This is a genomic window from Aquirufa regiilacus, from assembly GCF_032470275.1.
GTDB classification, from domain to species: domain Bacteria; phylum Bacteroidota; class Bacteroidia; order Cytophagales; family Spirosomataceae; genus Aquirufa; species Aquirufa regiilacus.
The window spans coordinates 137,132-161,149 of the sequence record NZ_JAVNWW010000004.1; the positions used below are offsets into that span (position 1 = coordinate 137,132).

Here is a 24,018-nt window from a genome sequence, read left to right on the forward strand (position 1 = left end):
CGTTTTTTTTGTGCCTACGCAAGTGCTTTAAACACCAAATCCTTCAAGTATTGTTCCACGAAACTTGGCTTAGGCAAGTCCTGAACATCCGTGAGTTTTGGAAGATGCGTACTGAAAAATAATTGGGAATGCGCCGTCTCAATTAGCGTTGTGCTCAACGAATGCGGATAGGGATAGTTGGGCTGATAGGCCTTAATTAAATCCGATATACGCGCACACAAATCTTTGTAAGGTTTAAACACCTCATTCTCGTTGATCTCCTTCACCTCTTTCACCAGATAGACTTTGCTACTTTCTGAAATGACGATTTGATGTAAACGATTCTTATTGTAATCCGATTGACCTAAACGCTCCGGCAATTCGTGTGTAAATAATTCTACGACGCGTTCAAGTTTGGCACGTAGGTCTTGAATGGGCTCCAACTGCACCACAACCAAATACTCCATGTAAGACCAATACCAATTCAAAATATAGAGCAATAGTCGGTGCTTATTGGTAAAATAACGGTAGATTGAGGCTTCCGTCGTATTCATTTCAATCGCTAGTTTTTTGAAGGTAAAATGCTCAAATCCTATCTCGTGAATGAGTTCAATGGCGTGCTTGATAATCTGCTTGCCGAGCTCCGTACCTTCCGGATCGCGCAAATAGATATTCTCATTTACCTTAAAACTCAACGAATAATCCATAGCCTGTTAAAATCTACGTTCAAAATTAACCGATATTAACACTATTACAAAATATATTTCGATATTATTTTAGATAGCATTACTATTATTTAAAAAAGTATTTATAATTTTGACCATTAATCTAAAAAACATGACACCTTCCAATCCGTTAAAGCGAATTGCCCAACTTGTCAACGTACATAAAAAGGAGGTCGTTTCCATCTACCTCTTCTCGATGTTGAGTGGTTTGATCAATTTAAGCTTACCCTTAGGCGTTCAAACAATCATCGGATTAGTGATGGGGGCGACCATGGTTAGCTCCATATATGTCCTTATTTTCCTCGTTGTGTTAGGCGTTTTTCTGGTAGGCCTATTGCAAATTAATCAAATGAAAATCATCGAGACGATACAGCAACGCGTCTTTGCAAATTATGCCTATACCTTTGCTGATACCATCCCGCGCATGGACTTGAAAAAAATGGACCACTATTTCATTCCAGAAAAGGTCAACCGTTTTTTTGATACCATTAATATTCAAAAAGGATTTGCCAAACTATTGCTAGACATTCCCATCGCCAGCGTTCAGATAATCTTTGGCATATTACTACTTTCCTTGTACCACCCACTCTTTATTTTATTAGGTATTTTTCTGCTGATTTTGTTGGGTCTAATATTTAATTTGTCGAGCAAAAGAGGTATATCAACGAGTATTGAGGAGTCCAATTATAAATATGAGGTCGTAGGCTTTTTCAATGAGATGGGGCGTACCCTAAAGTCATTCAAATTTAGCCAAGGCTCTGATCTTAATTTGGAGAAAACAAATGCACATACACGGGGATATTTAGAAGCCCGCACCCAACATTTTCACGTGTTATTGTTCCAATACAAAACGCTTATTTTCTTCAAGGTTAGTTTGACAGTGCTCATGCTCACCTTGGGAACCTACTTGTTGATTGACCAGCAATTGAACATTGGCGAATTTATCGCTGCTGAAATCGTTATTTTAATGGTGATTGGTGCGGTGGAGAAACTGATAACCAGCTTAGATAGTGCTTATGATGTTATCACAGGCTTAGAAAAGATTGCGAGTGTCACCGAGAGTCCATTAGAGAAATCAGGGACCATGGAGCTAAACATCCAAAAAGGCTTGGACATCCAACTGTCCAACTTCTCTTTTTCTTTCGATGCAAGTAAGAAAATACTTGAATCCATCAACCTCCACATCAAGCCTGGCCAAAAGGTGAGCATTGATGGCCCGGAAGGTTCAGGTAAGTCGATGTTACTACGTATGTTGACCGGTAATTACCAAGACTTTGAGGGGAGCTTTCAGCTAAATCATTTTCCAATTCAGAACTACGCGTTACAAGATTTAAGGAAAAACACCGGGGTTGTCTTACATGGTCAAGAAATCTTTGGCGGAAGCCTTTGGGAAAATATCAGCTTGGGTCAAAAAGAAATCACAGCTGACCTCATTCTTCAGAAGTCCATGGAACTTGGTTTTGATGATTTCTTAAGTCATTTCCCTGCTGGCTTTGACACCATCATTGAGCCTATAGGGAAGAAAACGCCCCAAACCATCATCAAAAAGGTGCTCTTGCTTCGTGCACTATGTGGACCGAAAAAACTCTTATTGCTTGAGGAGCCATGGGCCGGATTGGAGACGAAAAATAAAGAACAATTGAAGCACTACTTGCTAAATTTACCTGCTGATACAACCGTGATTGTGGTGTCGGATGATGCCGATTTTAATCGATTGACAGACCAACAAATTTATATGCGCCATGGAAAAATTTAATGCGTTTGACCACATCTATGAGGAAGGGAAAAGCACGGCCATTAAGCCCTGGCTGATCTCCTTGTTGGTGTTGACTTTGGCGATAATATTTTTGCCTTGGACACAAAATATCCGAAGCAAAGGAAATGTCACCAGCTTATTCCAAGAACAAAAACCGCAAAAAATCTATAGCCCAATCGCCGGAAAAATTAGTCGGTGGTGGGTGAAAGAGGGTGATACCGTTCAAGCGGGCGACACTTTGGCTAAGATAACCGAGATTAAGGGCGAATACCTGGACCCCAACTTAATCTCCCGTACCCAAGAACAGCTTAATGCTAAAGTTGGGTCCCTTCGTTTTTATGAGCAAAAAGTTCAAGCAACAGAAGATCAAATGAACAACCTACGGCGCTCATTAACTTTAAAGCAAAGCCAGGTTGAGAATAAAATCAAACAGTTGCAGCAAAAGATAACCGGCGAACGCGCGGAGCTTGATGCCACGCAAAATGACTATAACCTTGCCAAAGATCAATTTGAGCGTAACCAGAAAATGTACCGCGAGGGGCTCATCTCGCAGACACAATATCAACAGCGTAATGTGGCCATGCAAAATGCTTTTGCAAAAAAAACAACGGCTGAGAATAAAGTGAATCAAACCTTGCAAGATATTGCCAATGCCCAAATTGAATTACGTGGTGTAGATCAAGAATACCGCGAGAAAATTAATAAAGCAGAAGGCGAGCGTTTCCAAAGTTTGGGCCAAGTAGAAACAAATAAAGGAGACATTGCAAAGCTCGAAAATCAGGTAACAAATTACACCATTCGGAATGGAATGTATTACATCATTGCCCCACAAGCAGGACAAATCATCCAAGCGACCAAATCCGGTTTAGGTGAAATTATTAAGGAGGGTGAAGATTTGCTTACCATCGTACCCAACAATACGAATGTGGCGGTCGAAATTTTTGTACGGCCGGTTGATTTACCCCTCATCGTTCCTGGCGAGGAAGTTCGATTGATTTTTGACGGGTATCCTGTCATCTTATTTGCTGGCGGTTGGCCGAACCAAAGCTTTGGAACATTCCCAGGGAAAATTCGGGCAGTTGAAAACACCATCAATGACCAGGGGCTTTTCCGTGTTATTGTCGAGGAAGATCCTTCGGGGAAACGATGGCCAAAACAATTGCGTATCGGTGCGGGTGCTCAAGGCATCGCCTTGCTAAACGACGTCCCAGTTTGGTATGAATTGTGGCGAAACATCAATGGTTTTCCAGCAGATTATTACAAAGGGAAAAAGGAAAAAAAGGAAAAGAATGAAAAATAAGGTCCTGCTTTTTTTGCTCATTTTCAATGTTAGTTGGGGCCAACAAAAATCCCTTAGCTCAACCGAATATTGGCAAATTGTACAGAATTTTCATCCGATCGTCAAGCAGACGCTGATTGACATAAAGCAATCAAATGCTTCGTTGACGATTGCACGTAGCGCATTTGATCCCGTGCTGCAGCATTATAGCACGCAAAAAACCTTAGATGGCAAAAACTACCTAGATTACCATGCCCCCTCCCTAAGCATTCCCACATGGTATGGAATTGAGTTTAATGCAGGGATTGAAAACATCCAAGGTTCTCGCCTGGACCCTAGTCAGACCGTTGGGCAAACGAGCTACCTCGGCGTTCAAATTCCCTTGGCCAAAAATCTGTTGATGGATAAGCGAAGAGCCGCGCTTCAGCAAGCCAAAATCATGCAAAAAATGGCGATTCAAGATCAGCGCACAGAGCTTAATAACTTGCTGTTGGACGCCATGGAAAGTTACATCACTTGGGTTAGAAGCCACCAAGTTTTACAACTTGTTCAAGCCAATTACTTAAATGCGACGAAGCGCCTTGATTTCGTACGAAAGAGTGTGGAGTTTGGGGATAGACCGGCGGTGGATACGCTGGAGGCCTTAACACAAAAGCAAACATTTGAGAATATGTTAACTGCAAAGGCCGTGGAATTTACGAATGCCCGACTGGGTCTTTCTGCCTTCTTGTGGAATGCGGACAATAGCCCGGTGGACCTATCGGATGATGTCGTTCCGGCGGCCAACGAGGAAATACGTTTACTCGCAAATGCTGACCTCAACTTAACAAGCCTGTTAGATAAGGCTATGCAAAATCATCCGGAAATCAATAATTACCGAAACAAGTTGGATGTATTAGGCATTGAGAAGAAGTTGAAATTCCAAAGTTTACTTCCTAAGCTCGATGTCAGTTACAATCATTTATCGAAGGGCGGACCCTCGCTGTATGGCGCTTCCTTTCTGGAGAATAATTATAAATACGGCATCAAATTTGAGCTACCCCTGCGCCTTTCGGAAGGAAGGGGTGCCTACCAAGCGGCCAAATTAAAGTTGGAAACCGAGCAATTGAATTTAAACCAAAAACAACTTCAGGTCGAGATCAAAGTGCGTAACTACTTCAATCAATTTGAGGCCCTACAAAAACAGATTCGGACACAAGAATCCGCCTACACAAATTACCAATCATTGGTCAAAGCAGAAGAAATGCGATTTGAAAATGGAGAATCGTCGTTGTTCTTAATCAACAGTCGGGAAATGAAATCCCTCGAAGCCGCAGAAAAATTGGCCGACCTGAAAGCCTACCTACAGAAAACGACCTTTGCGTTGCAGGCAAGTGCTGGGGTCTTGTACGAAAATTAAATTTTACGGCTTTTGACCTGATCAAAGGCCTCATCATAATCGCTTCGCATCGTACCCATCACGCGGTCCCAAAATAACAGATAAAGGCCGTAATTGCCTTTGAAATATTTGTGGTGCTGGTTGTGTGCGACGGCGGTATTCACCCAACGACCGATCAGCGTTGTATTAAAACCCTTGGGATAAAGCTCCCAGCCCATGTGTCCATAAATGTTATAGATGATGGAAAATAAGAAGAATATCGGCACGTGTGTAACGTGCATCGGGAGGGTGAAATAAAACAAAATGATGATCCCATTTTCCAGAATTGCTTCTAAAGGGTGAAAGGCATAGGCTGCCCAAGGGGACGGATTCGTCGATTTATGGTGTACCAAATGAAACCATTTGAATAACAGCGGGTGGTGCATCATGCGATGAATCCAATAAAAATACGTGTCATGCGCAACAAACATGATGGGAAACGCCAATAGATAATAGGCCAAGCCATATTGCGAAATATCTGAATAAATGCTCGTATACGGCCTGACCGCGGGATTAAAAACAACCCCGGTAACAATCATAGCAAATATGACCATGCTCGAAAACGAATAGGCCATTTCGCGCAGGTAATCGGTGTTTTTGGGGAAGGCTAATTGGATTTTCTTCTTGGCAATGCGATTGCGTAACAACAAATAACTAATCACAAAAAAGATTCCAGCCAGGATAAAATAGCGGCTACCTACAATCGTTAAAATCTCCAGAAATTTGGGCATTGAAAAATCCATGCTGCAATATTACAACAAAATTCTACTTTTTACGACCCCACCAATTAGCTAAAACAGAAGCAGTTATGTTCTGCATCGAACCAAAGATACCAGGCACCAAACCCATCGTCGCCATGAAACCCATTTTAGCAGCGATTCCCGTGGCTAAGCCTGCATTTTGCAGGCCAACCTCAAAGGCGATCGTCCGCGAATCTTGTTCATTGATTCCCATCCACTTGCTAATCTTATATCCAAAAAAGTAGCCCGAAAGATTATGTACGATTACGATTAGAATCAATAGCCAACCAATCGACAGAAGTGTATCGTGACCCGCAGACACCGTTAATGCGACGATAAAAATAATGGATGCCATGGACAGGATGGGAAGTAAGTCGTCAAGCCATTTCTGCTTCCCGTAAGCATATTTATTATACACCAACCCCGCTAACACAGGGAAGATCACAATTTCCAAAATATGCCAAAACATATCCCAGAAGTTGATGGGTACCAATTGATTTGCCAATAGCTTCATCAATAAAGGCGTGACAAGCGGAGCTAAGAGCGTGGAAATTGCCGTGACGGTCACCGACAAAGCTAAATTCCCTCCGGATATATAGGCCATGACATTAGATGCTACGCCACTGGGCGAACAGCCCACGAGGATAATTCCTGCGGCGATTTCGGGAGGCAGGTCGGTGGTCATCGCCAACCCAAATCCGATACCTGGCATGATTAAGTAATGACAAAAGATCCCTGCTAAGATCGGTTTGGGTGCTTTGACGATCTCAACAAAGCGTGTCAAATTCATGTGAATGCCCATGCCAAACATGGTTATAACGAGCAAGGGAGTAACCAATTTCTTCAGCAAATAACCTTGAAAACTCACTAAATTTTCTGGATAATTCAAGGCGTACGTGGAAGCGGCGAAGATGAAAAGCGTATAGGAGAATCCTTTCAAAATGGGAAAGCCTTGGAAGCCTAGGGCAAGGCAAATGAAACTTAGCATTAAAGCGAGCGCCGTACCGGGAATACCTAAGAAAAAGCAAATGGAAGAAGCAATCGCCGTAAGAAATCCCAAACCCAAACAGGTCTGAAAAATAAATGGTTTCATGTAATTCAGGTTTAGAATACGCTAAAAATAGTAAATTAAATTAGTAGCCTAAAATCACATCCACTAACTTTAAGAAAATAGGCTCTAGGTTGATTTCGATAACGATGTAGCCCATCCTTAAAAACGCCATATGCTATTTCATGTATAAAAAAGTCATTATGACCGCGGCATGTAATGATAAGCATCGAGTGTCCCAAATCCATATGAAATTATTGTTCTGCCTTCTACTATCATGCACGTTATTGGCACAAGAAAAATACCGAATTTCTGGTAATGTACGAGATGCGAAAACAGGGATGGGAATTCCAGGTGTCAATGTTTATTTGGAAGGCTCTACCTTTGGAGCGCAGGCGGATTCACTTGGAAATTTTCATCTGAATCGAATTCCAACGGGTCGATATCGCATAGTAGCCTCTTTTGTTGGATATAAAACCAAGATTCAGCAAGTAGAGTTATGGAAGGCGTCGAAAGCACTCAACATTTCCCTCGAAGAAGATAACCAAACGCTCGACGAAGTTCGCGTGAGTTCATCACGCGACAAAACCTGGGAGAAACATATAAGGACATTTGAAAAAGCCTTTTTGGGAGACTCTTACAACAGCAAAGAGGTTCAAATACGGAATAAAGAAGTGGTGAATTTTGAAGAAGATGATGGCAGACTAATTGCTAAGGCTACTTCTCCATTGATTATTGAAAATCAGAGCTTAGGGTATAAAATCACGTATACCCTTGATCGACTAGAAAAGACGCGAGATTTAACCTCATTCAGGGGTTTAGCACGTTTTGAACTCATACGGCCTTGGACTCTTAGACAACAAAAGCGGTGGGATGAAAACCGGAAAGAAGCATATTTGGGATCGCTCTCACATTTTTTGCAGGCGCTCATGGAAAATGATTTAGAATCTGCAGGATTTAATGCCTATTTACTTAAACCTGGCATTCAAAATACGTCGGAAGGTAGACGTGGTTTCTTTTTTGATATATCAACCACCCGTCACTTCCCATTTCAGTCTGCTGAATTAATCAAGCCCTACCCCGGCAGCGAATTATTTTATTTAGATACCCAAAATGCGATCGAATTGGTGTATAACCAACGGCGCGTGCTCCGACCCGTATTTCCAGATGCTCCATACCCCTATACGATTTTAATCCCCAAAGGGCTCGTATTGCTTAGCCCCTCAGGAAACTTAATGGATCCATTTTCGCTTGAAATGCGGGGCGATATGGGACGCATCGGGATGGCGGAATTATTACCTCTTGATTATACCCCATAAAAAAGGGCGCCCTTACGAGCGCCCCTTAATTCATTAAAACTAGGTATATTATTAATCCTTACGGCAGCGAACAGAAAAACCGTGAAGTCCACCTTCGATTACATCGGGATATACACCTACATCATTGGATTCAGCATTTAAATAGATGTAATACTTTACATCATCACCCGCTGCAGGTTTAGTCCAAAAGTATGACTCCTCATTTGACTTAATAGGATCAAATTGACCACGAATAATACCTCCTGCTGGATAGGCTGAAAAGCCACTAGTATTTGTTCCTTTGTTGATTGAAGATGAATAGCGCCAACTTGTAGCCACCTTAAGTTTAGGGGCTCCACCGGGACCGACAGCCGTAATGGTTTCCATCCATTCCACCTTCGTAGGTATATGCCAGCCCTTAGGCGCTAAGCCCCTTGGATCCTCAATAGCATATTTGTTATACAATTTACCCCAAATCGTAGTATTAATATCTGATTGAAAATTATAATAGCACCAAGCTCCTGTAGTAGCGGCTTTCCACGCTTCCAACGATTTAATTTCGGGAATAACATCCCCGTTTCGGTACTTTGTCACATCCAAATTATTTAACATCCACGTTTTACCGCTGATGGTTACTTCGGGGATAGAAAAAGATAAGGTAGAGAAAGTAGCAACTGCCTCAGGACCATTTCCGTTTATATTGTATTGGAAAGCTTTATACGTATAAGCCGTACTTGGTTTCAAATTTCGGTCAATGTAATGTTTAACACCAAATGGATCTACATCCGCAATTTGAACATAAGCAGCATCGGACTCAGAAGCTAATTTACGAAATATCTTGATGCCTAATGTGGGCTCAGTAAGACTTGTCGATGATGCAACAAATAAAATCGCGATTGCCTCTTCAGTCCTATTATAAAGTTCTAAAGGCCCTGGACTTGCTGGTAAAACAATTGACTTAGTTGTTGCAGAAGCTGTCCGAAAAGTTGATACCGCATCTGCAAACCAGTGTTGAACCTTGTACGTGTATTGCACATTAGGTGTCAATGTACTGTCAACATAAGAATAAGTAGCAGAATAATCATTTGCGTTTTTGCCCGGAAAAGGTAAATTAATAACTGGTCGGTAAACAGTATCAATAGAGGACTTTCTCCAAATTCTCGTCCCATTATATCCTAAGGTCGCTTGATTGGAGCAATCACTACCACCCCATTGAACCGTAATTTTTGTTGCCGAATTAGCCGTCGCTAAGACGGAGCTTGGACCGCATGGAGTATTAACAGAAGGAGTTTTTTCTTCACAACTAATCAGAAAAAGCATTGCGCAAAACATGCACAAACTAAGGAACCGTTGAAACATTATCATATTTTTTGAGTGAAATTATCTCTCAAAATTATTCCTGTAGGCTTCGAGGAGCAAGCCTGAGGTGTCTCATGATTTGGCGACGTGTCTAAATTTTATAGACAGCTCATAATCATTTACTTAGCGCATGAATCAGGTCTATTGGAGTTCCACCATGAAACTTCTTAAATGGTTTATAAAGTGCCGTTCGTGAATTAAATCCAGATTCCTTGGCCAATGCCTCAATGGAATAATAGGCATAGTTGGGGTCTTTAGCTAGGGAGACAAAATACTCTATCCGCTTTTGGTTGATTAATTGGCTAAAGCTCATTTGGTAACGCTGAATAATTTGCTCGTTGAATTGATCAAATTCAACAATCCCGTATTGTTTACAAAAGTGATCGATGGTTGCTCCCGAATTCAAATAGTACATGTCCTGAAAAAATGGAACAAAGAAATTTGCATCCGTTAATTGCAAATCAATTGCTCGCATGTAACGTTTAAAATCCAACTTACTCACATTGTGATTATTCAAAAATTCCGGGCGATATAAAACGAGCAAGAATGTTGATAAACAAAAGAAGACATATACGCACAAGCTAAATTCGAAAAAATAAGGTGTCTTAAATACCCATATTGCTACGATATTGTTACAAAATATTACGACCGTTGCAACGGTAATCATAATCGTTAGCCAACGCTTTAAACGCATCCAATACAAATTTCGTACTGCTTGAATCGAGAAAATTACACGCGCCAGTTTAATAATCGAAATCAATAAAATAATCCGCTGTCCATATCGCCCTAATTGCACGAATGAAAAAGAGTCTGGCCCCCGCAACATGAAGATGGACCGTCGGTCGAATACCACGCCATCCAAATCCAATAAAACAGAATAATTATAGCAGTTCAGCAAAAAGATTAAGGCACTTGACCACCAAACCCATCGAGATATCCGACCTACGGTTAAAATCGACAAGGTAAATAATCCTGTCACCCAAATACCAAAATTGATAATGGGAGACCATGCCACGAGGACTTGAAAAGAAACCTCAAGCCACAGTAAACAGTCTAAAAAAAGCAAAGAAAATAAAAATAATGAAAAGAAGATTTTAATGTGGCGAGGACGCTTGAAACGAATCAAAAAGTCCCCCAGGGCCAAAAATCCCACAACAATCGAAACAAAATTGAATAATGAAATCATCTCACTCCAGGAAATCTGGATTAGATTAAACAACATAAGCGCATAATTTAGAAACGAAAACAAGTTAACAAAAAAGGCGCTCGAATGAGCACCCTTCCTTTATTTTAGTTTCATGCTTTCTGGATCCCATTGGATAATCTTCTTGCTGAAATAACTTTCATTGCAAGCTAAAGCTGGCGCTGCCGCTCTAAATCCAAATGTGGCATCCTCCACAACTTGTTTCCCCGTGCGAATGGCATCAAAGAAGTTCGTAAAGTGATCCACATGCTCATCATAACCTGCTGGCGCTCTGAAAACCACGTCCTCCTTGATGGGGCGTTTGCGCTGAGCCTCCGACCATTTGGCATTGTAATCCTTCGTCATCTCATCTTGCATGTTTTTCGAGAAGGTAAATACGGAATCATATCCACCAAAACCCGGTGCCTCCGGCATAATGCTATGCTTCACGGAAATTGTATTCCCCTTTACATCCATCACCCCTTCTGAACCAATCAAACGAATCACTTCTTGTCCACCCGTTCCACTCACAAAGTTTACTTGCAAGGTTAATTGGAAGGCAGGATGCTGCCCCGTGTTGCCGTATTGCATGACGCCCGACATCACGTCTGGCAAGTTCCGACCGTCATTCCAATGGCTGAATTGCCCCGTAGAGAAAATCGTTTCCGGGCCATTCGAATTTGTCATGAAGTGAGTGCCGCTCAATAAGTGAATAAATAAATCCCCTGCAACACCGGTACCCACTTCTTTAAATGCACGCCACCAGAAAAATTTCTTCGCATCAAATTCCATTTTGGCTGTCGCCTCAATGAAACGATTCCAATCACATGTAGAAGCATCCGCATCCTTCGGGATGGTATATTCCCATGCGCCAATCGAACTTTGACGATCATATACGGCATTCACCATATTCAGTTTCCCGATTTCGCCGTTGGCCAACATCTCCTTAGCCTTCGCCAAACCGATGCTGCTTACGCGCTGGGAACCTACTTGTAACACTTTGTTATATTTCTTCTGTGCTTGAATCACGCGATGGCCTTCATCAATTTTATAAACCATCGGTTTCTCCACATACACGTGCTTGCCTTTGGCTAGCGCGTCGATTGTGATGCGCGCATGCCAAACGTCATGTGTAGCAATAATCACCGCATCGATATCCGGTCGGTCTAATAAGTCTTTGTAATTGCGGGTAGTGTATAAATCCTTGCCATAAATTTCTTTGGCGTTTTCGATACGACCCGTGTATAAATCACAAATTCCGGCTAATTCGACACCGGGAACTTTTAGGGCAGATGCCAAATCGAAGTGGCCTTGGACACCAAAACCAATGACACCTAGGCGAATTTTATCACCAACAGAAATCGGTTTTTCGTAGCGTAAAATACGTTCTTCTGCTTTTTGCTGTGCAGCGAATGATTGCAAAGGCGCCGCAGCGGCTACCATACTTGTGGCACCAATCTGCTGCAGGAATCGTCTGCGTGATGCGGAACTGTTATCTTTCATAAATAGGTTATTTTTCAGGCACTAATTTACAAATCTTCTAATGCGTATCGCACATAGGCGAATTTTTTTCCGTCAGGGCTCCACGAGGGAACGTTGATGGTGCCCTGTCCGCCGTAAAACGCTTCCGTCAGATCCTTGATTTTTTTCGTTTTCAAATCCAACAAACGCAATTTGATTTGTCGGCCAAAGGGATGCGCCTGCGCCTGATCCTCCAAATAGGTGATGATCGTTGCCACTTTATTATTCGGTGCGATGTGCGCAAACCAATTGGAATAGTTGTCGAAGGTCATCTGCTCCGGATCAGCTCCATCCGCCTTCATGCGCCAAATCTGCATCATACCTGAACGATACGAATTGATGTAGATGTATTTTCCATCGGGCGAATATTCCGGACCATCGTCTAGGCCATCTGTACTCGTAAGGCGAATCTCATCTCCACCGTTTGTCGACATAGCATAGACATCATAATTCCCGTTTCGCGCGGCGCAATAGACCATCGTTTTCCCATCGGGAGATACGCCATGCCAATAGGAAGGGGTCAAGGGTGTAAGTTGGACCGGTGTTCCACCTTCCGCAGCCACTTGATAAATAAAGGATGTGTGTTCTTTTATGTCGGCTTTTGCACTCGAAATATATAAGGTCTTTCCATCAAACGAAAAGCCGTGATCGTTGTTCGCCTTCTGCACGGTTCCTGTATTCAACTCGCCTAATTTCTCACCTTGAGGGCTGATTTTTTCGAGTTTTCCGTAGGCATTGATAAGAAGAAATTTCCCATCGCGCGACCAATTGGGCGCCTCAAAATGTCGTTTTTCTTCCAAAATTTTCTCGGATTTTCCCGACTTGAGGTCGTAGATGTACAACGAGCTGATGACTTTTTTGCCCGCGGGGACTTGTGCCGAAAGCGAGCTGGCGATGAACGCCAGAGCGAGGATTTTTTTCATGGTAGGTTTAGATTGATGTAAGTTTACGTAGAAACGTAGGAAATTCCTATCCTGATTTTCCCTCTTACCTTTCTCCCTTACCTTTGGCAATCCTTCAAGGTTTGCCAAAGGTAGTTCGGGGAAAGCCGAAAATTCGTTAAGAACTTGATAATCTAAATCAGTTTAATGGAAAGAAAATACAAGTGGAAAAACAAAACTCACAATGGCCGCCCACAAGGCATAAAAAGGCAAAAAACGTGTCATGCTAGCTTCTACATCCTTTAGACCTTTGACTCCTTTCCACAAGCCCAATAACTCCCGTGTAACGAAAACCAAGTTTACAAGTACAAGTACATTACTTCCTAATACCGCGAATCGGTTTGGTGTTATTCCCAATTCGAACAATCGAAAGGCAATGGCAGACAAGGCAATTCCATTATTGATAATTGCTAAAAAGGCTAAAATAATGAGCGAGAGCCTTTGGAAATGAGAAGCGGCATCCTTCGTCGACTCACTCACGGAAAACAACAACAAAGCCATCACGCCGATCAAAATCCCATTGAAAATCAACAAAAACTCCCGATCGTTATACGGATCCTTCCCCGAGTAAATAAATGTCAGGAGGAAAATAATCAACATCAACGAAACCAAAGGAGTAAAAATCCGCGCAATGACAGGGGAGATTTTGCTAACAAGTGTTGGATTTTGTTGGACCAATAAAGTCGCCAACAAAGGCACGGTAGGCAAGGCAGAAAGCACCAAATAGCGGAAATAAAAATCTTCAATTTTGATGCCAATCAACCCAAATAAATTAATCGTTAATGCAGTGAAAAGGCCTCCAGCCAACAAAATTACAGCACTCATCACCAATAAATCTCCATGAAATCGCAAGAAATTAATACGTTTTTCGGTCTGCGATAACTGAGCGCCGCTATAGATATATCCCACCAGCAACCAGATCAAAATAGGCAAATGAATACAGCTTAGCAGCAAGGTGTCACTCATTGGGCCGACAGGTAATAGATTAATAAAAACAACCGAAAAAAGCAAGATACCCAAGGGCGGCAAGATCGACTTCAGAGACAAGTCCTGTTTGAACGCAAAAAAAGCAGCAATGCCAGGCATGGCGATAAAGGCCATATTACGTGGAAAATAGAAGTCGTGTGAGATGGAAAACAAATCCGGCATTTGCATCAAAAAGGCAACGATAAGTGCAGATATGGCCACAAAAATCCAATCCTTCGACGTGCCCCAAGTGATTTCATTTGGGGTATTTCGTAATCGTTCATGCCAAATTTGAGCCGTTAATTCCGTCTGAATTTCAGGATAAACCACGTGAAATGCATCCGCAAATTCCACAGGATTCGAACGGTATAAATTCTCCAAGTAAGCCGGTTGGCCCACATTATCTTTAATGAGATTTTCCATAAGTTATGATTGCATTTGTTTGATCAGTTTTTCCAAGGTCAGTAAATGAGCCGTAAAAGCTTTTCGACCTAACTCGGTTGCCGCATATTGCGTATTGGGCTTTCGTCCAATGAACTGTTTGCGGACTTCGACGTAGCCCAACTTTTCCAGTGCTTGCATGTGACTAGCCAAGTTGCCATCGCTGAGTTGCAAGGATTCTTTTAGGCGCGCAAAGTCCACTTCTTCCTCTACAGCCAGCAAAGACATCATACCCAAGCGGACCCGACTTTCAAAAGCCTTATTGAGATTTTCGAGAAAATTAGGCACGTTCGTAGTTGACATAAATGATAAATCCGTAAACAATATGTGCCAACCCAAAACCCAAAGCCCAAATCAATAAGCCATAAGCCAAAAAGTAGGTAGCTAAAAGTCCCAGACAAATAAAGACGATCCCAACCGTGCGAACAGCATCCAAGGTATACTTACTCGCATTTAGTAAGCCCATTCCATAAAATAAGAGTGTAACAGGTGCCGCGATTGCCACCAATCCTTGTTGGATTAGCAAGCCAGAAAAAATGCCCCCCGCAATAACCGGTATAGCTAAACTCACCAAAAGGCGTTTGGCTGCATGATCCCAGGCTGGTTTTCCCGACTGGCGAGCATTGCGCATCGCAAAGTACATGCCTATGCCAATACAAATCACGAATAAGCCTAGCAATGCCAACAAGACAAAAACTTGAGAAGAAGATCGCCAAATCCGTTCCAAAGCTTCCGCTTCAACTGGCGAAATACCTGTTAACTGGTAGATTAAATACACACTAAAGAGCGCGAGTATACCCGCAATAATCCCAGATAAACCACTGATGGATTTAAAGCGCGTCGCTTGATCCATCATGCTTCGCATTTCTTGAATCGCGGCTAATTGTTCTTCGTGTTTTTCCATAATAAAAAGTACTTTGTGCTACAAAGCTAACATGAAAAAACATAAATCCAAGAATTATTTCAGATGATCAGTCACTATTTCTGTGATTTCGCTTTGCAAGCGACGAATGATATTCCATTTGGCATAAGGGCGGTAATAACATATACTCACTTCTCTTTTCAATGAGCCATCATGAATATCCACTAATTGGCACATCCTTGTCTCGCTTAATTGCCTTGCATACAAAGAGGGTAGCAAAGTCATTCCTTGAAATGTATCCACCAGATTCAACAAAGTATCAAACGTATTTGACTCGACTGACAAATTCACTGGCAAGGATTTATTCTTTTTTAAATCACACAATTGAATGATTTGATCCCGCAAACAATGCCCCTCTTGTAGTAAAAACATCCGCTGTTGGTTTAATTCCGACTTTGAAATCGACTTCTTACCTGAAGGCAAATACCCATACAAGCGTAAATCCTCCATATACAACAAAGAAGTCTCCAAATCCGTTGCAGCAATGGGCGTACTCAAAATACCCACATCCAATTTTCCTTCCCGCAAGTCTTTAACCAGTTGATTCGTCGTTACCTCATGTATTTCCAAATGCAGCGTTGGATACTTATCCACCAACTTCTTCATAATCAATGGCAAAACAGAACTGGCAATCGTTGGGATAATCCCCAACTTAACCTTCCCCTCAATTTTCTGATTAATGGCCTTGGAAGAAGAAAGCAGTGCATTGGCATGTGCAACGACTTGTTGGGCCTGAACCAAAATCTCCCGTCCATTCTCCGTCGTTGCAATTGGGTTTGCTTTCCGGTCAAAAATCACCACATCAAGCTGCTCCTCCAGTTTTTTCACCATCGCACTCAAAGTCGCCTGCGTAACATGACAATAATCCGCTGCTTTGGAGAAGCTTTTAAATTGGTCAACCGCCAATATGTATTCTAATTGCTGTATATTCATCGTTATAGATTTTATCTATGTCAAATATAGAAAATTTCAGTTTTCTCTATAAATTATTTGCCACTAATTTGGCACCACTAAAAATCAAGAATCATGAAAAAACTACTATTAATCAGCGCAATTGCGGCCTCTGTGACCGTGAAAGCTCAGGATTATTCTGCTAAGCCGGCAGCAGCAGCAAATCCACATGCGGCAGCTGCCGCAAACCCGCACGCAGCAGCAGGAGCTAATCCGCACGCTGCTGCAGGTGCTAACCCACACGCGGGAATGAATCCGCATACAGGCATGAAACTGCCAGGAACAACGAATAACGACTGGTGGCCAGGCCAATTGAACGTAGGTATGTTACGTCAAAACTCAGAGAAGTCAAATCCGATGGGGGCCGACTTCAATTACATCAAAGCATTTAAGAGCCTTGACTACTTTGCCTTGAAAAAAGACATCGCGGCGGTATTAACCAAATCTCAAGATTGGTGGCCGGCAGATTTTGGCAATTATGGTCCACTATTCGTTCGTATGGCTTGGCACAGTGCCGGAACTTATCGTTCAGGAGATGGTCGTGGTGGTTCACGCGCAGGCCAACAGCGTTTTGCGCCATTGAATTCATGGCCAGATAACACAAACCTTGATAAAGCGCGTCGCTTATTGTGGCCAATCAAACAAAAATACGGCGATAAAATTTCATGGGCTGACTTAATGGTGTTAACCGGTAACGTTGCTTTGGAAAACATGGGCTTTAAAACCTTTGGTTTTGCAGGTGGTCGTACAGATGTTTGGGAGCCAGAAACCAACGTATATTGGGGATCTGAGAAGAAATGGTTAGACGACAAAAATCGCTACACAGGTGATCGTAAATTAGAGACGCCTCTAGCGGCTGTTCAAATGGGTTTAATCTATGTGAATCCTGAAGGGCCAAATGGCGTTCCCGATCCAGTAGCATCAGCGAAAGATATTCGCGAAACCTTTGGTCGCATGGCCATGAATGATGAAGAAACCGTTGCCTTAATCGCAGGTGGACACACCTTTGGTAAAACACACGGTGCAGGTCCAGCAACGAACGTTGGCGCAGATCCAGAAGCAGCGGGAATTGAAGAACAAGGTTTGGGCTGGAAAAGCACATACAAATCAGGTAAAGGAAAAGATGCCATTACATCCGGTTTAGAGGTGACTTGGACATCGACTCCAATTCGTTGGGGCATTGGGTACTTGCATTTATTGTTCAACAACGAGTGGACGTTGGAAAAAAGCCCAGCGGGTGCCAACCAATGGATTGCGAAAGATAGTCCAAACATCATCCCCGATGCCTTTGACAAAAATACCTTCCACAAGCCTACCATGTTGACAACGGATATCGCCTTGCGCGCAGATCCGATTTACGAGAAAATCTCTCGTAACTTTTTAGAGAATCCGGAAGTATTTGCGAAAGCTTTTGCCAAAGCTTGGTTCAAATTAACGCACCGCGACATGGGTCCTAGCTCAACGTATTTAGGACCCGAAGTTCCAAAAGAGGAATTAGTATGGCAAGATCCGATTCCAGCATTGAACCACGAAGTGATCAACGCAACGGATATCGCAGCCTTGAAAGTTAAGTTGTTGAATTCCGGATTATCGATTAGCGAATTGGTTTCGACGGCATGGGCGTCAGCGTCTACTTACCGTCACTCAGATCGTCGCGGAGGAGCGAACGGAGCACGTATCCGTTTATTGCCACAACGTAATTGGGAGGTAAATAATCCAAAGCAATTAGAGAAGGTCTTAGCGGTTTTGGAAAAAATACAACAAGAATTCAATGCGAAATCAGGTAAGAAAAAAGTATCTATCGCCGACTTGATCGTCTTAGGAGGATCGGCAGCAGTAGAAACAGCAGCGGCGAATGCAGGCGTGAAAACAACGGTTCCTTTTACACCGGGTCGTATGGATGCTTCACAAGCACAAACGGACATTGCTTCGGTCGACCTATTAGAGCCGATGGGTGATGGTTTCCGCAACTACTTGAAAACGCGTTACAAGCTTTCGACAGAGGAAATCTTCGTGGACAAAGCACAATTATTAACCTTAACTGCCCCAGAAATGACGGTATTAACAGGTGGTATGCGTGTCTTGAACACGAATTACAATGGTTCGAAACACGGCGTATTTACAACGAAAAAAGATGCGTTAACGAACGATTTCTTTGTGAACTTATTGGAAATGGGAACCACTTGGAAACCAACCAACGACACGAAAGAAGAATTCGCAGGAACGAATGCAAAGACGGGTGCTCCGGTTGCGACAGCGACACGTGCCGACTTGATTTTTGGTTCGAACTCAGAGCTTCGTGCACTTGCTGAAGTCTATGCAACGAAGGATTCACAAACGAAATTTGTGAAGGATTTCGTAGCGGCATGGACCAAAGTGATGAACCTAGATCGCTTCGATTTACAATATAAATAACTAGGGTTTGATTGAAAAGCCGGCTCGATTGGGCCGGCTTTTTTTTATTGCTTCGCTTTCAACTTATTGTACTCCTTTTGTTCCAAGGAATCCGCTTCGATCACATAGGCTTTGGCATATTGAATACCTAATCCTAATCCCCAACCCAGCATCGGCCAAACAGGCCAAGGAAGGTGATTCCACCTGATTTCGCTCGGCATGGTAATATACCAGATGATCCAAAGAAAGGGAATCACTAATGCATAAGCGCTAAGGCTTCTTTTAAATTTGGCACGGCTTCTCGCAATCGCCCATAATTGTTGGTCTGTACTTTCCATGATATTTCGTTTTTCGGTTTCGTCATCCGGAGCATACAACAAAGTCAAATTCACCCCTAAGACTTCGCCGATCGCATTCATGGAATACAAGCTCGGCTTTCCTTCGTTTCGCTCCATGCGTTGCACCGTGCGCAGGGCGATCCCTGATTTTTCAGAAAGCTCGATTTGCGTAAAGCCCTTCGAGGTACGGATTTCCTTTAATTGTTCTCCAAAATTCATGGGCCAAAATTGAGGTTTAAAATAGACTATACAAACGCCTTTTGTATGACTTCTTTACGTCATCTCTTAAAGTTTTCAATCGCACGATGCGAGCCGTCGCAACTCGGTTTTCGCTTCGTTAACCCACAAATGCAATCGGTTAATCCGATTCCTTTTAGGATATACTTTTCATTTTTCTCGATGCGAGAAGTACGAGTGGCCGATTGTTTACTATCTGTAAAAAACCGAAGATAGGCGCGCTGCCGACCCGGTGTTAATTTTTCAAAGGCCGCTTTTAGCGCAGGCTTTTTATCCAAGATTGCCGATAATTCTTCTGGATGTGGTATTTCCGCTGGCTTTTCGAGCGTAATTCCTAACCTTTGCGCCTCCATCGCTTCGAAAACATATGCTTTGATCAGATCTTCTTTGGCAATTATTTCCTGAACAGAACCGAACTTCATCCAGCGGCCTAATTGCGTATGCTCGCCGGGTTTGATTAATATTCCCTCCTCATCACGTATGAGTGCTCCATTAAAAAAGTTCAAGGCACAATGCTCTTTTAAACCTGAAATGGCTATCAAATTTTTTGTGCCAAACATATAGACAGGCGTTTGCCATTTATATGTCTCGATTAATAAGCAATCCAATAAAATTCGACGCAAATAGGTCATTTCTTGAGACCATTGGTCGGCACTTTGTAGGAATTCGTCAACATTCGGGTCTTTCATCGTTATTTCTTGATTAGAAATTATAAAGTTTCACCTTTAGCATACAAAGAAAGAAAAAACCTATGAAATCACGTGTGCTTATTGCCTTGCTTTTTGCCTCTAGTTCATTGCTAGCTCAAACGCAGCCGGTCCTTGTCGCCATGAAATCCCCTACGTTGCGTGTAGGAAAATTGTCTTTTAAAGATCTCAACAAAAACAATAATTTGGATAAATACGAAGACTGGCGTTTGCCGGTAGACGTACGTGTAAAGGATTTGGTATCCCAAATGACCCTCGAGGAAAAATTGGGTTTCATGCTCATCAGCACCACCCGCATGGGAGGAGATCAAGTATTTTCAAACGGCGTGCAAGGAGGTGGTCCTAAAACGACTATCACCGAAGGATTTAATGAAGAAGATTTAGTTCAAAATACGAATATGTTTACCCGGAAACCTTTGGCATCCCCAAATATGTCGGCAGCCGGAACAACCAAAGGCGTAACCCAATTCCACTTGCGCCATTTCATTTTACGCGCCAGTGCATCGCCCGAGATTATGGCCAAATGGTCAAACAACCTACAAGAACTCTGCGAAAGTTCACGGCTAGGCATCCCGGCCATCGTTGCCTCTAATCCACGTAACCACGTGACAACGGATGCGTCGGTTGGCCTAAGTGTAGGACTTACCGCATTCTCCAAATGGCCGGGTGAATTAGGCTTAGCTGCCATGCGCGACTTTGATTTAACACGTAAATTTGCCGAAACAGCTGCCAAAGAATGGCGTGCCGTAGGATTGCGTAAGGGATACATGTACATGGCCGACTTAGCCACAGAACCTCGATGGGGTCGTGTCGAAGGAACCTTCGGAGAAGATGCGGATTTAACATCCAATATGATTACCCAAATCGTTTTAGGCTTTCAAGGAAATAAATTGTCAAACACTTCGGTGGCGATGACCACCAAACACTTTCCGGGAGGCGGCCCTCAAGTAGATGGTCAAGATTCACATTTTGATTGGGGGAAATTTGCCCATTACCCAGGCGGGATGTTTGACTACCATGTGAAACCATTTAAGGCCGCAATTGCCGCAGGAACATCAGCCATTATGCCTTACTATTCTGCACCGAAAGGCAAGGAATTTGAGGAGGTTGGATTCTCGTTCAACAAAGCGATGATCGGCGATTTATTGCAAGGTAAATTGGGCTTCCAAGGCATTATTAATTCCGATACGGGACCGATAGAAATGATGCCTTGGGGAGTCGAAAATTTGAGCATTGAGGAACGCTACCAAAAAGCCTTGAATGCTGGAGTTGATATTTTCTCCGGTGCAGCGGATCCTACCACGTTGATTGAAGTAGTTAAAAAAGGCTTAATTAAAGAGGAGCGCATTAACCAATCGGTGGCAAAATTATTAAAAGAGAAATTCGACTTAGGCCTTTTTGAGAATCCCTATGTGAATGTAGAGGAAGCTGTGAAAACGATTGGTAATGCGGAAGCGGTGGCATCGGCTAATTTGGCCTTACGTAAATCAATTGTCTTGTTACGCAACGACGAAAAGCGTCTTCCGCTCGCGAAGAATACCAAAGTATATTTTGAGACTTTTTTCCAATCTGGACGCAATGCGGGGGAAGCGATTAAGGTATCGAAACCCAACTATCCAGGCTTGGAATTTGTGAATACCAAAGAAGAGGCTGATGTCGTTTTACTTTGGTTGGTACCTACCGCTGGTGGCTTATTCAGTTCGCAAGGCTCAAAAATCGACCTTAATTTGTCTAAAAACCGCATTGATGTGAATCACGTCAATGAAATCTTACATGCCAAACCTACGATCGTGGCAATCAACTACTCGAACCCATGGGTCATTGAGGAAATCGATAAAGGAAAAGCTACATCGGTGATTGCGACATTTGGTACCACGCAAGATGCTTTGTTGGATATCGTGACGGGTGCCTATAAGCCAACGGGTAAAATGCCATTTACGACGCCAATTAGCCAAGCAGCTGTAGAGGCCAATAAATCAGACGTTCCAGGGCACATGGAAGGCGGAGGCTACGGATTGTTTGCGTTTGGGCATGGGTTAACGTATTAGAATATCAGTAAGCTGTTTTGTTTATTTCGATTAATTAATTAGTTTTAATCGAAATAAACAAAAATTATGCACGCTTTAGAAAAACTAAGCCTTACGGATCAAAAATTAGCCAAGGCAACTTTTGAGCTAGTTCGAAAGGAGCGTAGAGGTTATCGAACGAAAAGAAAAATTCGCGTAAACCTCCACTTTAAAGAAACTAATACGAGCGCCCAATTGCCCGATCGTGCAATTCCTATAATTGAGGAAATGTTGAAATTAATTGCAGAAGGGAAAGCGTTTACAATTATTCCCTCAGATTCCGCATTAAGTTCTCAAGAGGCTGCTGATTTACTGCAGGTTTCTAGGCCACATGTCGTTCATTTGATGGAAGAGGGGGAAATTCCTTATTTTAAAGTGGGTAGCCACCGGAGGGTATTGCAAGAAGATTTGGTTGCTTACCAAAGGGAATTGAAAAAATCGAGGGAAGCAAATTTAGCACTAATTGCTAGGCAGGCACAGGAAGATTCCTTGGGATATTAATGATAAAGGCGGTCTTAGATGCTTGCGTAATATACCCAGCTCCACTTCGTGATTTGTTACTTAGCCTAGCGGATGTTGGCCTGTTTAAACCATTTTGGTCAGCCAAAATCAATGAAGAATGGATTCGAAACCTTTTAATTAAAAGACCAGAATTATCACTTCCGAAATTAGCCTTGACCATTGAAGCGATGAACAAAGCCTTTCCAGACGCAAATGTATCAAGTGATGCAAATATTATTAGCTCGGTAAGTTTACCTGATCAAGATGACATCCATGTTTTGGCAACAGCGATTTCAAGCGATTCAAGCTACATCATCACATTCAATTTAAAAGACTTTCCAAATGATCAGCTTAGACAATTTTACATCGAGGCAATCAATCCAGATTCTTTTATCTTAAACCTCTTCCGAGAGCAAGAGGCCCTAGCAAATTTCGCTTTAGAAAACCAAATTAAGCGATTGAAACACCCTCCATTATCTAAAACAGAAGTATTAGCTATTTTTGAGAAATTGGGTTTGATTCAAACAAGCCATTATATAAAAGGCCTATAAGTTATATTTCAAGCCCACCGTCCCAATCACCTGCCCGTCTGTAAGCGTATAATTACCAAAGGCTTTGGCCTGAAAATGCTTGTTGATGTCATAAGAGATCGTCTCGGCGACACCCGTTAAATCCCCCACAGTCAAGTAGTAGCCTTGCGTCAAAAAATTCCACTTTTTGTGGTGGTAATTGGTATTTCCAGACACCAAAGTCACCTTGAAATCCGTGTTACGCGCATTCCCGTTTAAGATGAAAGATCCAAGCGTTAACTTTTCGTTGACCGGATAAGACATTGTTAATTCCCGACCAAAGAAACTCGTCACCTCATAATCTTCCGTCATTTGAAACGCCGGAATATGAATACCCACAATCGCCTTGAATTTCTTATCGATAAATCGGTAACGCGTAAACAAAGCCACCGTAGTAGGTGTCATGCTCTTCATCCGCATCATGTACATCAAGGAACCCGTCAATCTTTTTTTCGGATTTGTACTCGCGTTAATGATAATATTGGGCTCTTTCGAGGTAAAAGCAGGAATAAACGAGAACCCACCGGTACTCATTTCAATACTTCCTGTTTGGGCGTTAAGTGAAAAAGCAGCGAGGATAAGGCAGAGGGCCAACAATTGTTTCATTTTGATACATTAGGGGATTAAATCGGTGCAAAAATAGGTATTTCCCTTTCCGAAAACAACCAAGGGCTTTTTCA

At 42.5% G+C, this 24,018-nt stretch carries 22 protein-coding genes; 8 read left to right on the forward strand and 14 right to left on the reverse strand.

Translation table 11 applies throughout. From position 1 onward, the window contains the following. Positions 1–14: 14 nt before the first annotated feature. Positions 15–686: a TetR/AcrR family transcriptional regulator gene (locus tag PQG45_RS09245; protein ID WP_316070734.1), complete on the reverse strand. Its 672-nt coding sequence runs from the start codon at positions 684–686 to the stop codon at positions 15–17. A gap of 130 nt (positions 687–816) precedes the next feature. Between PQG45_RS09245 and PQG45_RS09250 the strand changes: the two genes are divergently transcribed. Genes PQG45_RS09250 through PQG45_RS09260 form a run of 3 tightly spaced genes read left to right on the forward strand, consistent with a single transcriptional unit; the run spans position 817 to position 5,138 of the window. Further along, positions 817–2,460 carry a peptidase domain-containing ABC transporter gene (locus PQG45_RS09250; RefSeq protein ID WP_315574379.1) on the forward strand — a complete coding sequence of 548 codons (1,644 nt, stop codon included), beginning with the start codon at positions 817–819 and terminating at the stop codon, positions 2,458–2,460. Continuing rightward, positions 2,447–3,760, forward strand: coding sequence for an HlyD family secretion protein (locus tag PQG45_RS09255; protein ID WP_316070735.1), 1,314 nt, complete (start codon positions 2,447–2,449; stop codon positions 3,758–3,760). The genes PQG45_RS09250 and PQG45_RS09255 overlap by 14 nt, the downstream gene beginning before the upstream one ends. Beyond that, on the forward strand, positions 3,750–5,138 hold the full coding sequence (locus tag PQG45_RS09260) for a TolC family protein (RefSeq protein ID WP_316070736.1): 1,389 nt from the start codon (positions 3,750–3,752) through the stop codon (positions 5,136–5,138). Before PQG45_RS09255 ends, PQG45_RS09260 begins: the two co-directional genes overlap by 11 nt. Here the strand turns inward: PQG45_RS09260 and PQG45_RS09265 are convergent. Further along, positions 5,135–5,899 (reverse strand): sterol desaturase family protein, encoded by a 765-nt coding sequence (locus tag PQG45_RS09265; RefSeq protein ID WP_316070737.1) that lies wholly within the window; start codon positions 5,897–5,899, stop codon positions 5,135–5,137. The two genes, PQG45_RS09260 and PQG45_RS09265, sit on opposite strands and share 4 nt — an antisense overlap. Before the next feature lie 22 nt (positions 5,900–5,921). Beyond that, a complete protein-coding gene (locus PQG45_RS09270; RefSeq protein WP_315574387.1) occupies positions 5,922–6,989 on the reverse strand; it encodes a bile acid:sodium symporter family protein in 1,068 nt (355 codons plus the stop codon). A 203-nt stretch (positions 6,990–7,192) separates the two neighbouring features. On the opposite strand from PQG45_RS09270, the gene PQG45_RS09275 reads away from it, so the two are divergent. Further along, entirely contained in the window at positions 7,193–8,263 is a 1,071-nt protein-coding gene (locus tag PQG45_RS09275) for a carboxypeptidase-like regulatory domain-containing protein (protein ID WP_315574388.1), read from the forward strand. Positions 8,264–8,314: 51 nt separating this feature from the next. On the opposite strand, the gene PQG45_RS09280 is transcribed toward PQG45_RS09275, so the two are convergent. The 8 genes from PQG45_RS09280 to PQG45_RS09315 all read right to left on the reverse strand — a co-directional run bounded on the left by PQG45_RS09280 (position 8,315) and on the right by PQG45_RS09315 (position 16,508). After that, the gene (locus PQG45_RS09280) at positions 8,315–9,601 is read right to left on the reverse strand and encodes a fibrobacter succinogenes major paralogous domain-containing protein (protein ID WP_315574390.1); all 1,287 of its coding nucleotides are present in this window, start codon (positions 9,599–9,601) and stop codon (positions 8,315–8,317) included. Between the two features lie 115 nt (positions 9,602–9,716). After that, positions 9,717–10,823 (reverse strand): helix-turn-helix domain-containing protein, encoded by a 1,107-nt coding sequence (locus PQG45_RS09285; protein ID WP_315574391.1) that lies wholly within the window; start codon positions 10,821–10,823, stop codon positions 9,717–9,719. Positions 10,824–10,886: 63 nt separating this feature from the next. After that, a complete protein-coding gene (locus tag PQG45_RS09290; RefSeq protein ID WP_315574392.1) occupies positions 10,887–12,287 on the reverse strand; it encodes a Gfo/Idh/MocA family protein in 1,401 nt (466 codons plus the stop codon). A gap of 26 nt (positions 12,288–12,313) precedes the next feature. Next, on the reverse strand, positions 12,314–13,228 hold the full coding sequence (locus PQG45_RS09295; RefSeq protein WP_315574394.1) for a TolB family protein: 915 nt from the start codon (positions 13,226–13,228) through the stop codon (positions 12,314–12,316). A 162-nt stretch (positions 13,229–13,390) separates the two neighbouring features. Beyond that, complete coding sequence (locus PQG45_RS09300) at positions 13,391–14,635, reverse strand: hypothetical protein (protein WP_316070738.1); 1,245 nt, start codon at positions 14,633–14,635, stop codon at positions 13,391–13,393. A gap of 3 nt (positions 14,636–14,638) precedes the next feature. Then, complete coding sequence (locus tag PQG45_RS09305; protein ID WP_315574397.1) at positions 14,639–14,956, reverse strand: winged helix-turn-helix domain-containing protein; 318 nt, start codon at positions 14,954–14,956, stop codon at positions 14,639–14,641. Further along, entirely contained in the window at positions 14,934–15,557 is a 624-nt protein-coding gene (locus tag PQG45_RS09310) for a hypothetical protein (protein WP_315574399.1), read from the reverse strand. Before PQG45_RS09310 ends, PQG45_RS09305 begins: the two co-directional genes overlap by 23 nt. A 54-nt stretch (positions 15,558–15,611) precedes the next feature. Then, a complete protein-coding gene (locus PQG45_RS09315) occupies positions 15,612–16,508 on the reverse strand; it encodes a LysR family transcriptional regulator (protein WP_316070739.1) in 897 nt (298 codons plus the stop codon). 267 nt (positions 16,509–16,775) lie between these two features. Here PQG45_RS09315 and katG point away from each other — a divergent pair, with 267 nt between their 5' ends. Then, complete coding sequence (katG, locus tag PQG45_RS09320; protein WP_316070783.1) at positions 16,776–18,941, forward strand: catalase/peroxidase HPI; 2,166 nt, start codon at positions 16,776–16,778, stop codon at positions 18,939–18,941. A gap of 44 nt (positions 18,942–18,985) precedes the next feature. On the opposite strand, the gene PQG45_RS09325 is transcribed toward katG, so the two are convergent. Next, on the reverse strand, positions 18,986–19,477 hold the full coding sequence (locus tag PQG45_RS09325) for a helix-turn-helix domain-containing protein (protein ID WP_315574403.1): 492 nt from the start codon (positions 19,475–19,477) through the stop codon (positions 18,986–18,988). Between the two features lie 59 nt (positions 19,478–19,536). Beyond that, positions 19,537–20,184: a DUF1801 domain-containing protein gene (locus tag PQG45_RS09330; protein WP_316070740.1), complete on the reverse strand. Its 648-nt coding sequence runs from the start codon at positions 20,182–20,184 to the stop codon at positions 19,537–19,539. 62 nt (positions 20,185–20,246) lie between these two features. Between PQG45_RS09330 and PQG45_RS09335 the strand changes: the two genes are divergently transcribed. From PQG45_RS09335 to PQG45_RS09345, 3 genes are all read left to right on the forward strand, one after another. Beyond that, complete coding sequence (locus PQG45_RS09335; protein WP_316070741.1) at positions 20,247–22,250, forward strand: glycoside hydrolase family 3 protein; 2,004 nt, start codon at positions 20,247–20,249, stop codon at positions 22,248–22,250. A gap of 66 nt (positions 22,251–22,316) precedes the next feature. Then, the gene (locus tag PQG45_RS09340; protein WP_315574408.1) at positions 22,317–22,769 is read left to right on the forward strand and encodes a helix-turn-helix domain-containing protein; all 453 of its coding nucleotides are present in this window, start codon (positions 22,317–22,319) and stop codon (positions 22,767–22,769) included. After that, the gene (locus PQG45_RS09345; RefSeq protein ID WP_315574410.1) at positions 22,769–23,320 is read left to right on the forward strand and encodes a PIN domain-containing protein; all 552 of its coding nucleotides are present in this window, start codon (positions 22,769–22,771) and stop codon (positions 23,318–23,320) included. Before PQG45_RS09340 ends, PQG45_RS09345 begins: the two co-directional genes overlap by 1 nt. Here the strand turns inward: PQG45_RS09345 and PQG45_RS09350 are convergent. After that, positions 23,315–23,944: a hypothetical protein gene (locus PQG45_RS09350; protein WP_315574412.1), complete on the reverse strand. Its 630-nt coding sequence runs from the start codon at positions 23,942–23,944 to the stop codon at positions 23,315–23,317. The genes PQG45_RS09345 and PQG45_RS09350 overlap by 6 nt on opposite strands. Between the last annotated feature and the right edge of the window lie 74 nt (positions 23,945–24,018).

Excerpts from the sequence above, each read along its gene's own strand:
- PQG45_RS09245 (WP_316070734.1), bottom strand. The coding sequence starts at position 686 with ATGGATTATTCGTTGAGTTTTAAGGTAAATGAGAATATCTATTTGCGC.
- PQG45_RS09250 (WP_315574379.1), top strand. The coding sequence starts at position 817 with ATGACACCTTCCAATCCGTTAAAGCGAATTGCCCAACTTGTCAACGTA.
- PQG45_RS09255 (WP_316070735.1), top strand. The coding sequence starts at position 2,447 with ATGGAAAAATTTAATGCGTTTGACCACATCTATGAGGAAGGGAAAAGC.
- PQG45_RS09260 (WP_316070736.1), top strand. The coding sequence starts at position 3,750 with ATGAAAAATAAGGTCCTGCTTTTTTTGCTCATTTTCAATGTTAGTTGG.
- PQG45_RS09265 (WP_316070737.1), bottom strand. The coding sequence starts at position 5,899 with ATGGATTTTTCAATGCCCAAATTTCTGGAGATTTTAACGATTGTAGGT.
- PQG45_RS09270 (WP_315574387.1), bottom strand. The coding sequence starts at position 6,989 with ATGAAACCATTTATTTTTCAGACCTGTTTGGGTTTGGGATTTCTTACG.
- PQG45_RS09275 (WP_315574388.1), top strand. The coding sequence starts at position 7,193 with ATGAAATTATTGTTCTGCCTTCTACTATCATGCACGTTATTGGCACAA.
- PQG45_RS09280 (WP_315574390.1), bottom strand. The coding sequence starts at position 9,601 with ATGTTTCAACGGTTCCTTAGTTTGTGCATGTTTTGCGCAATGCTTTTT.
- PQG45_RS09285 (WP_315574391.1), bottom strand. The coding sequence starts at position 10,823 with ATGTTGTTTAATCTAATCCAGATTTCCTGGAGTGAGATGATTTCATTA.
- PQG45_RS09290 (WP_315574392.1), bottom strand. The coding sequence starts at position 12,287 with ATGAAAGATAACAGTTCCGCATCACGCAGACGATTCCTGCAGCAGATT.
- PQG45_RS09295 (WP_315574394.1), bottom strand. The coding sequence starts at position 13,228 with ATGAAAAAAATCCTCGCTCTGGCGTTCATCGCCAGCTCGCTTTCGGCA.
- PQG45_RS09300 (WP_316070738.1), bottom strand. The coding sequence starts at position 14,635 with ATGGAAAATCTCATTAAAGATAATGTGGGCCAACCGGCTTACTTGGAG.
- PQG45_RS09305 (WP_315574397.1), bottom strand. The coding sequence starts at position 14,956 with ATGTCAACTACGAACGTGCCTAATTTTCTCGAAAATCTCAATAAGGCT.
- PQG45_RS09310 (WP_315574399.1), bottom strand. The coding sequence starts at position 15,557 with ATGGAAAAACACGAAGAACAATTAGCCGCGATTCAAGAAATGCGAAGC.
- PQG45_RS09315 (WP_316070739.1), bottom strand. The coding sequence starts at position 16,508 with ATGAATATACAGCAATTAGAATACATATTGGCGGTTGACCAATTTAAA.
- katG (WP_316070783.1), top strand. The coding sequence starts at position 16,776 with ATGAATCCGCATACAGGCATGAAACTGCCAGGAACAACGAATAACGAC.
- PQG45_RS09325 (WP_315574403.1), bottom strand. The coding sequence starts at position 19,477 with ATGAATTTTGGAGAACAATTAAAGGAAATCCGTACCTCGAAGGGCTTT.
- PQG45_RS09330 (WP_316070740.1), bottom strand. The coding sequence starts at position 20,184 with ATGAAAGACCCGAATGTTGACGAATTCCTACAAAGTGCCGACCAATGG.
- PQG45_RS09335 (WP_316070741.1), top strand. The coding sequence starts at position 20,247 with ATGAAATCACGTGTGCTTATTGCCTTGCTTTTTGCCTCTAGTTCATTG.
- PQG45_RS09340 (WP_315574408.1), top strand. The coding sequence starts at position 22,317 with ATGCACGCTTTAGAAAAACTAAGCCTTACGGATCAAAAATTAGCCAAG.
- PQG45_RS09345 (WP_315574410.1), top strand. The coding sequence starts at position 22,769 with ATGATAAAGGCGGTCTTAGATGCTTGCGTAATATACCCAGCTCCACTT.
- PQG45_RS09350 (WP_315574412.1), bottom strand. The coding sequence starts at position 23,944 with ATGAAACAATTGTTGGCCCTCTGCCTTATCCTCGCTGCTTTTTCACTT.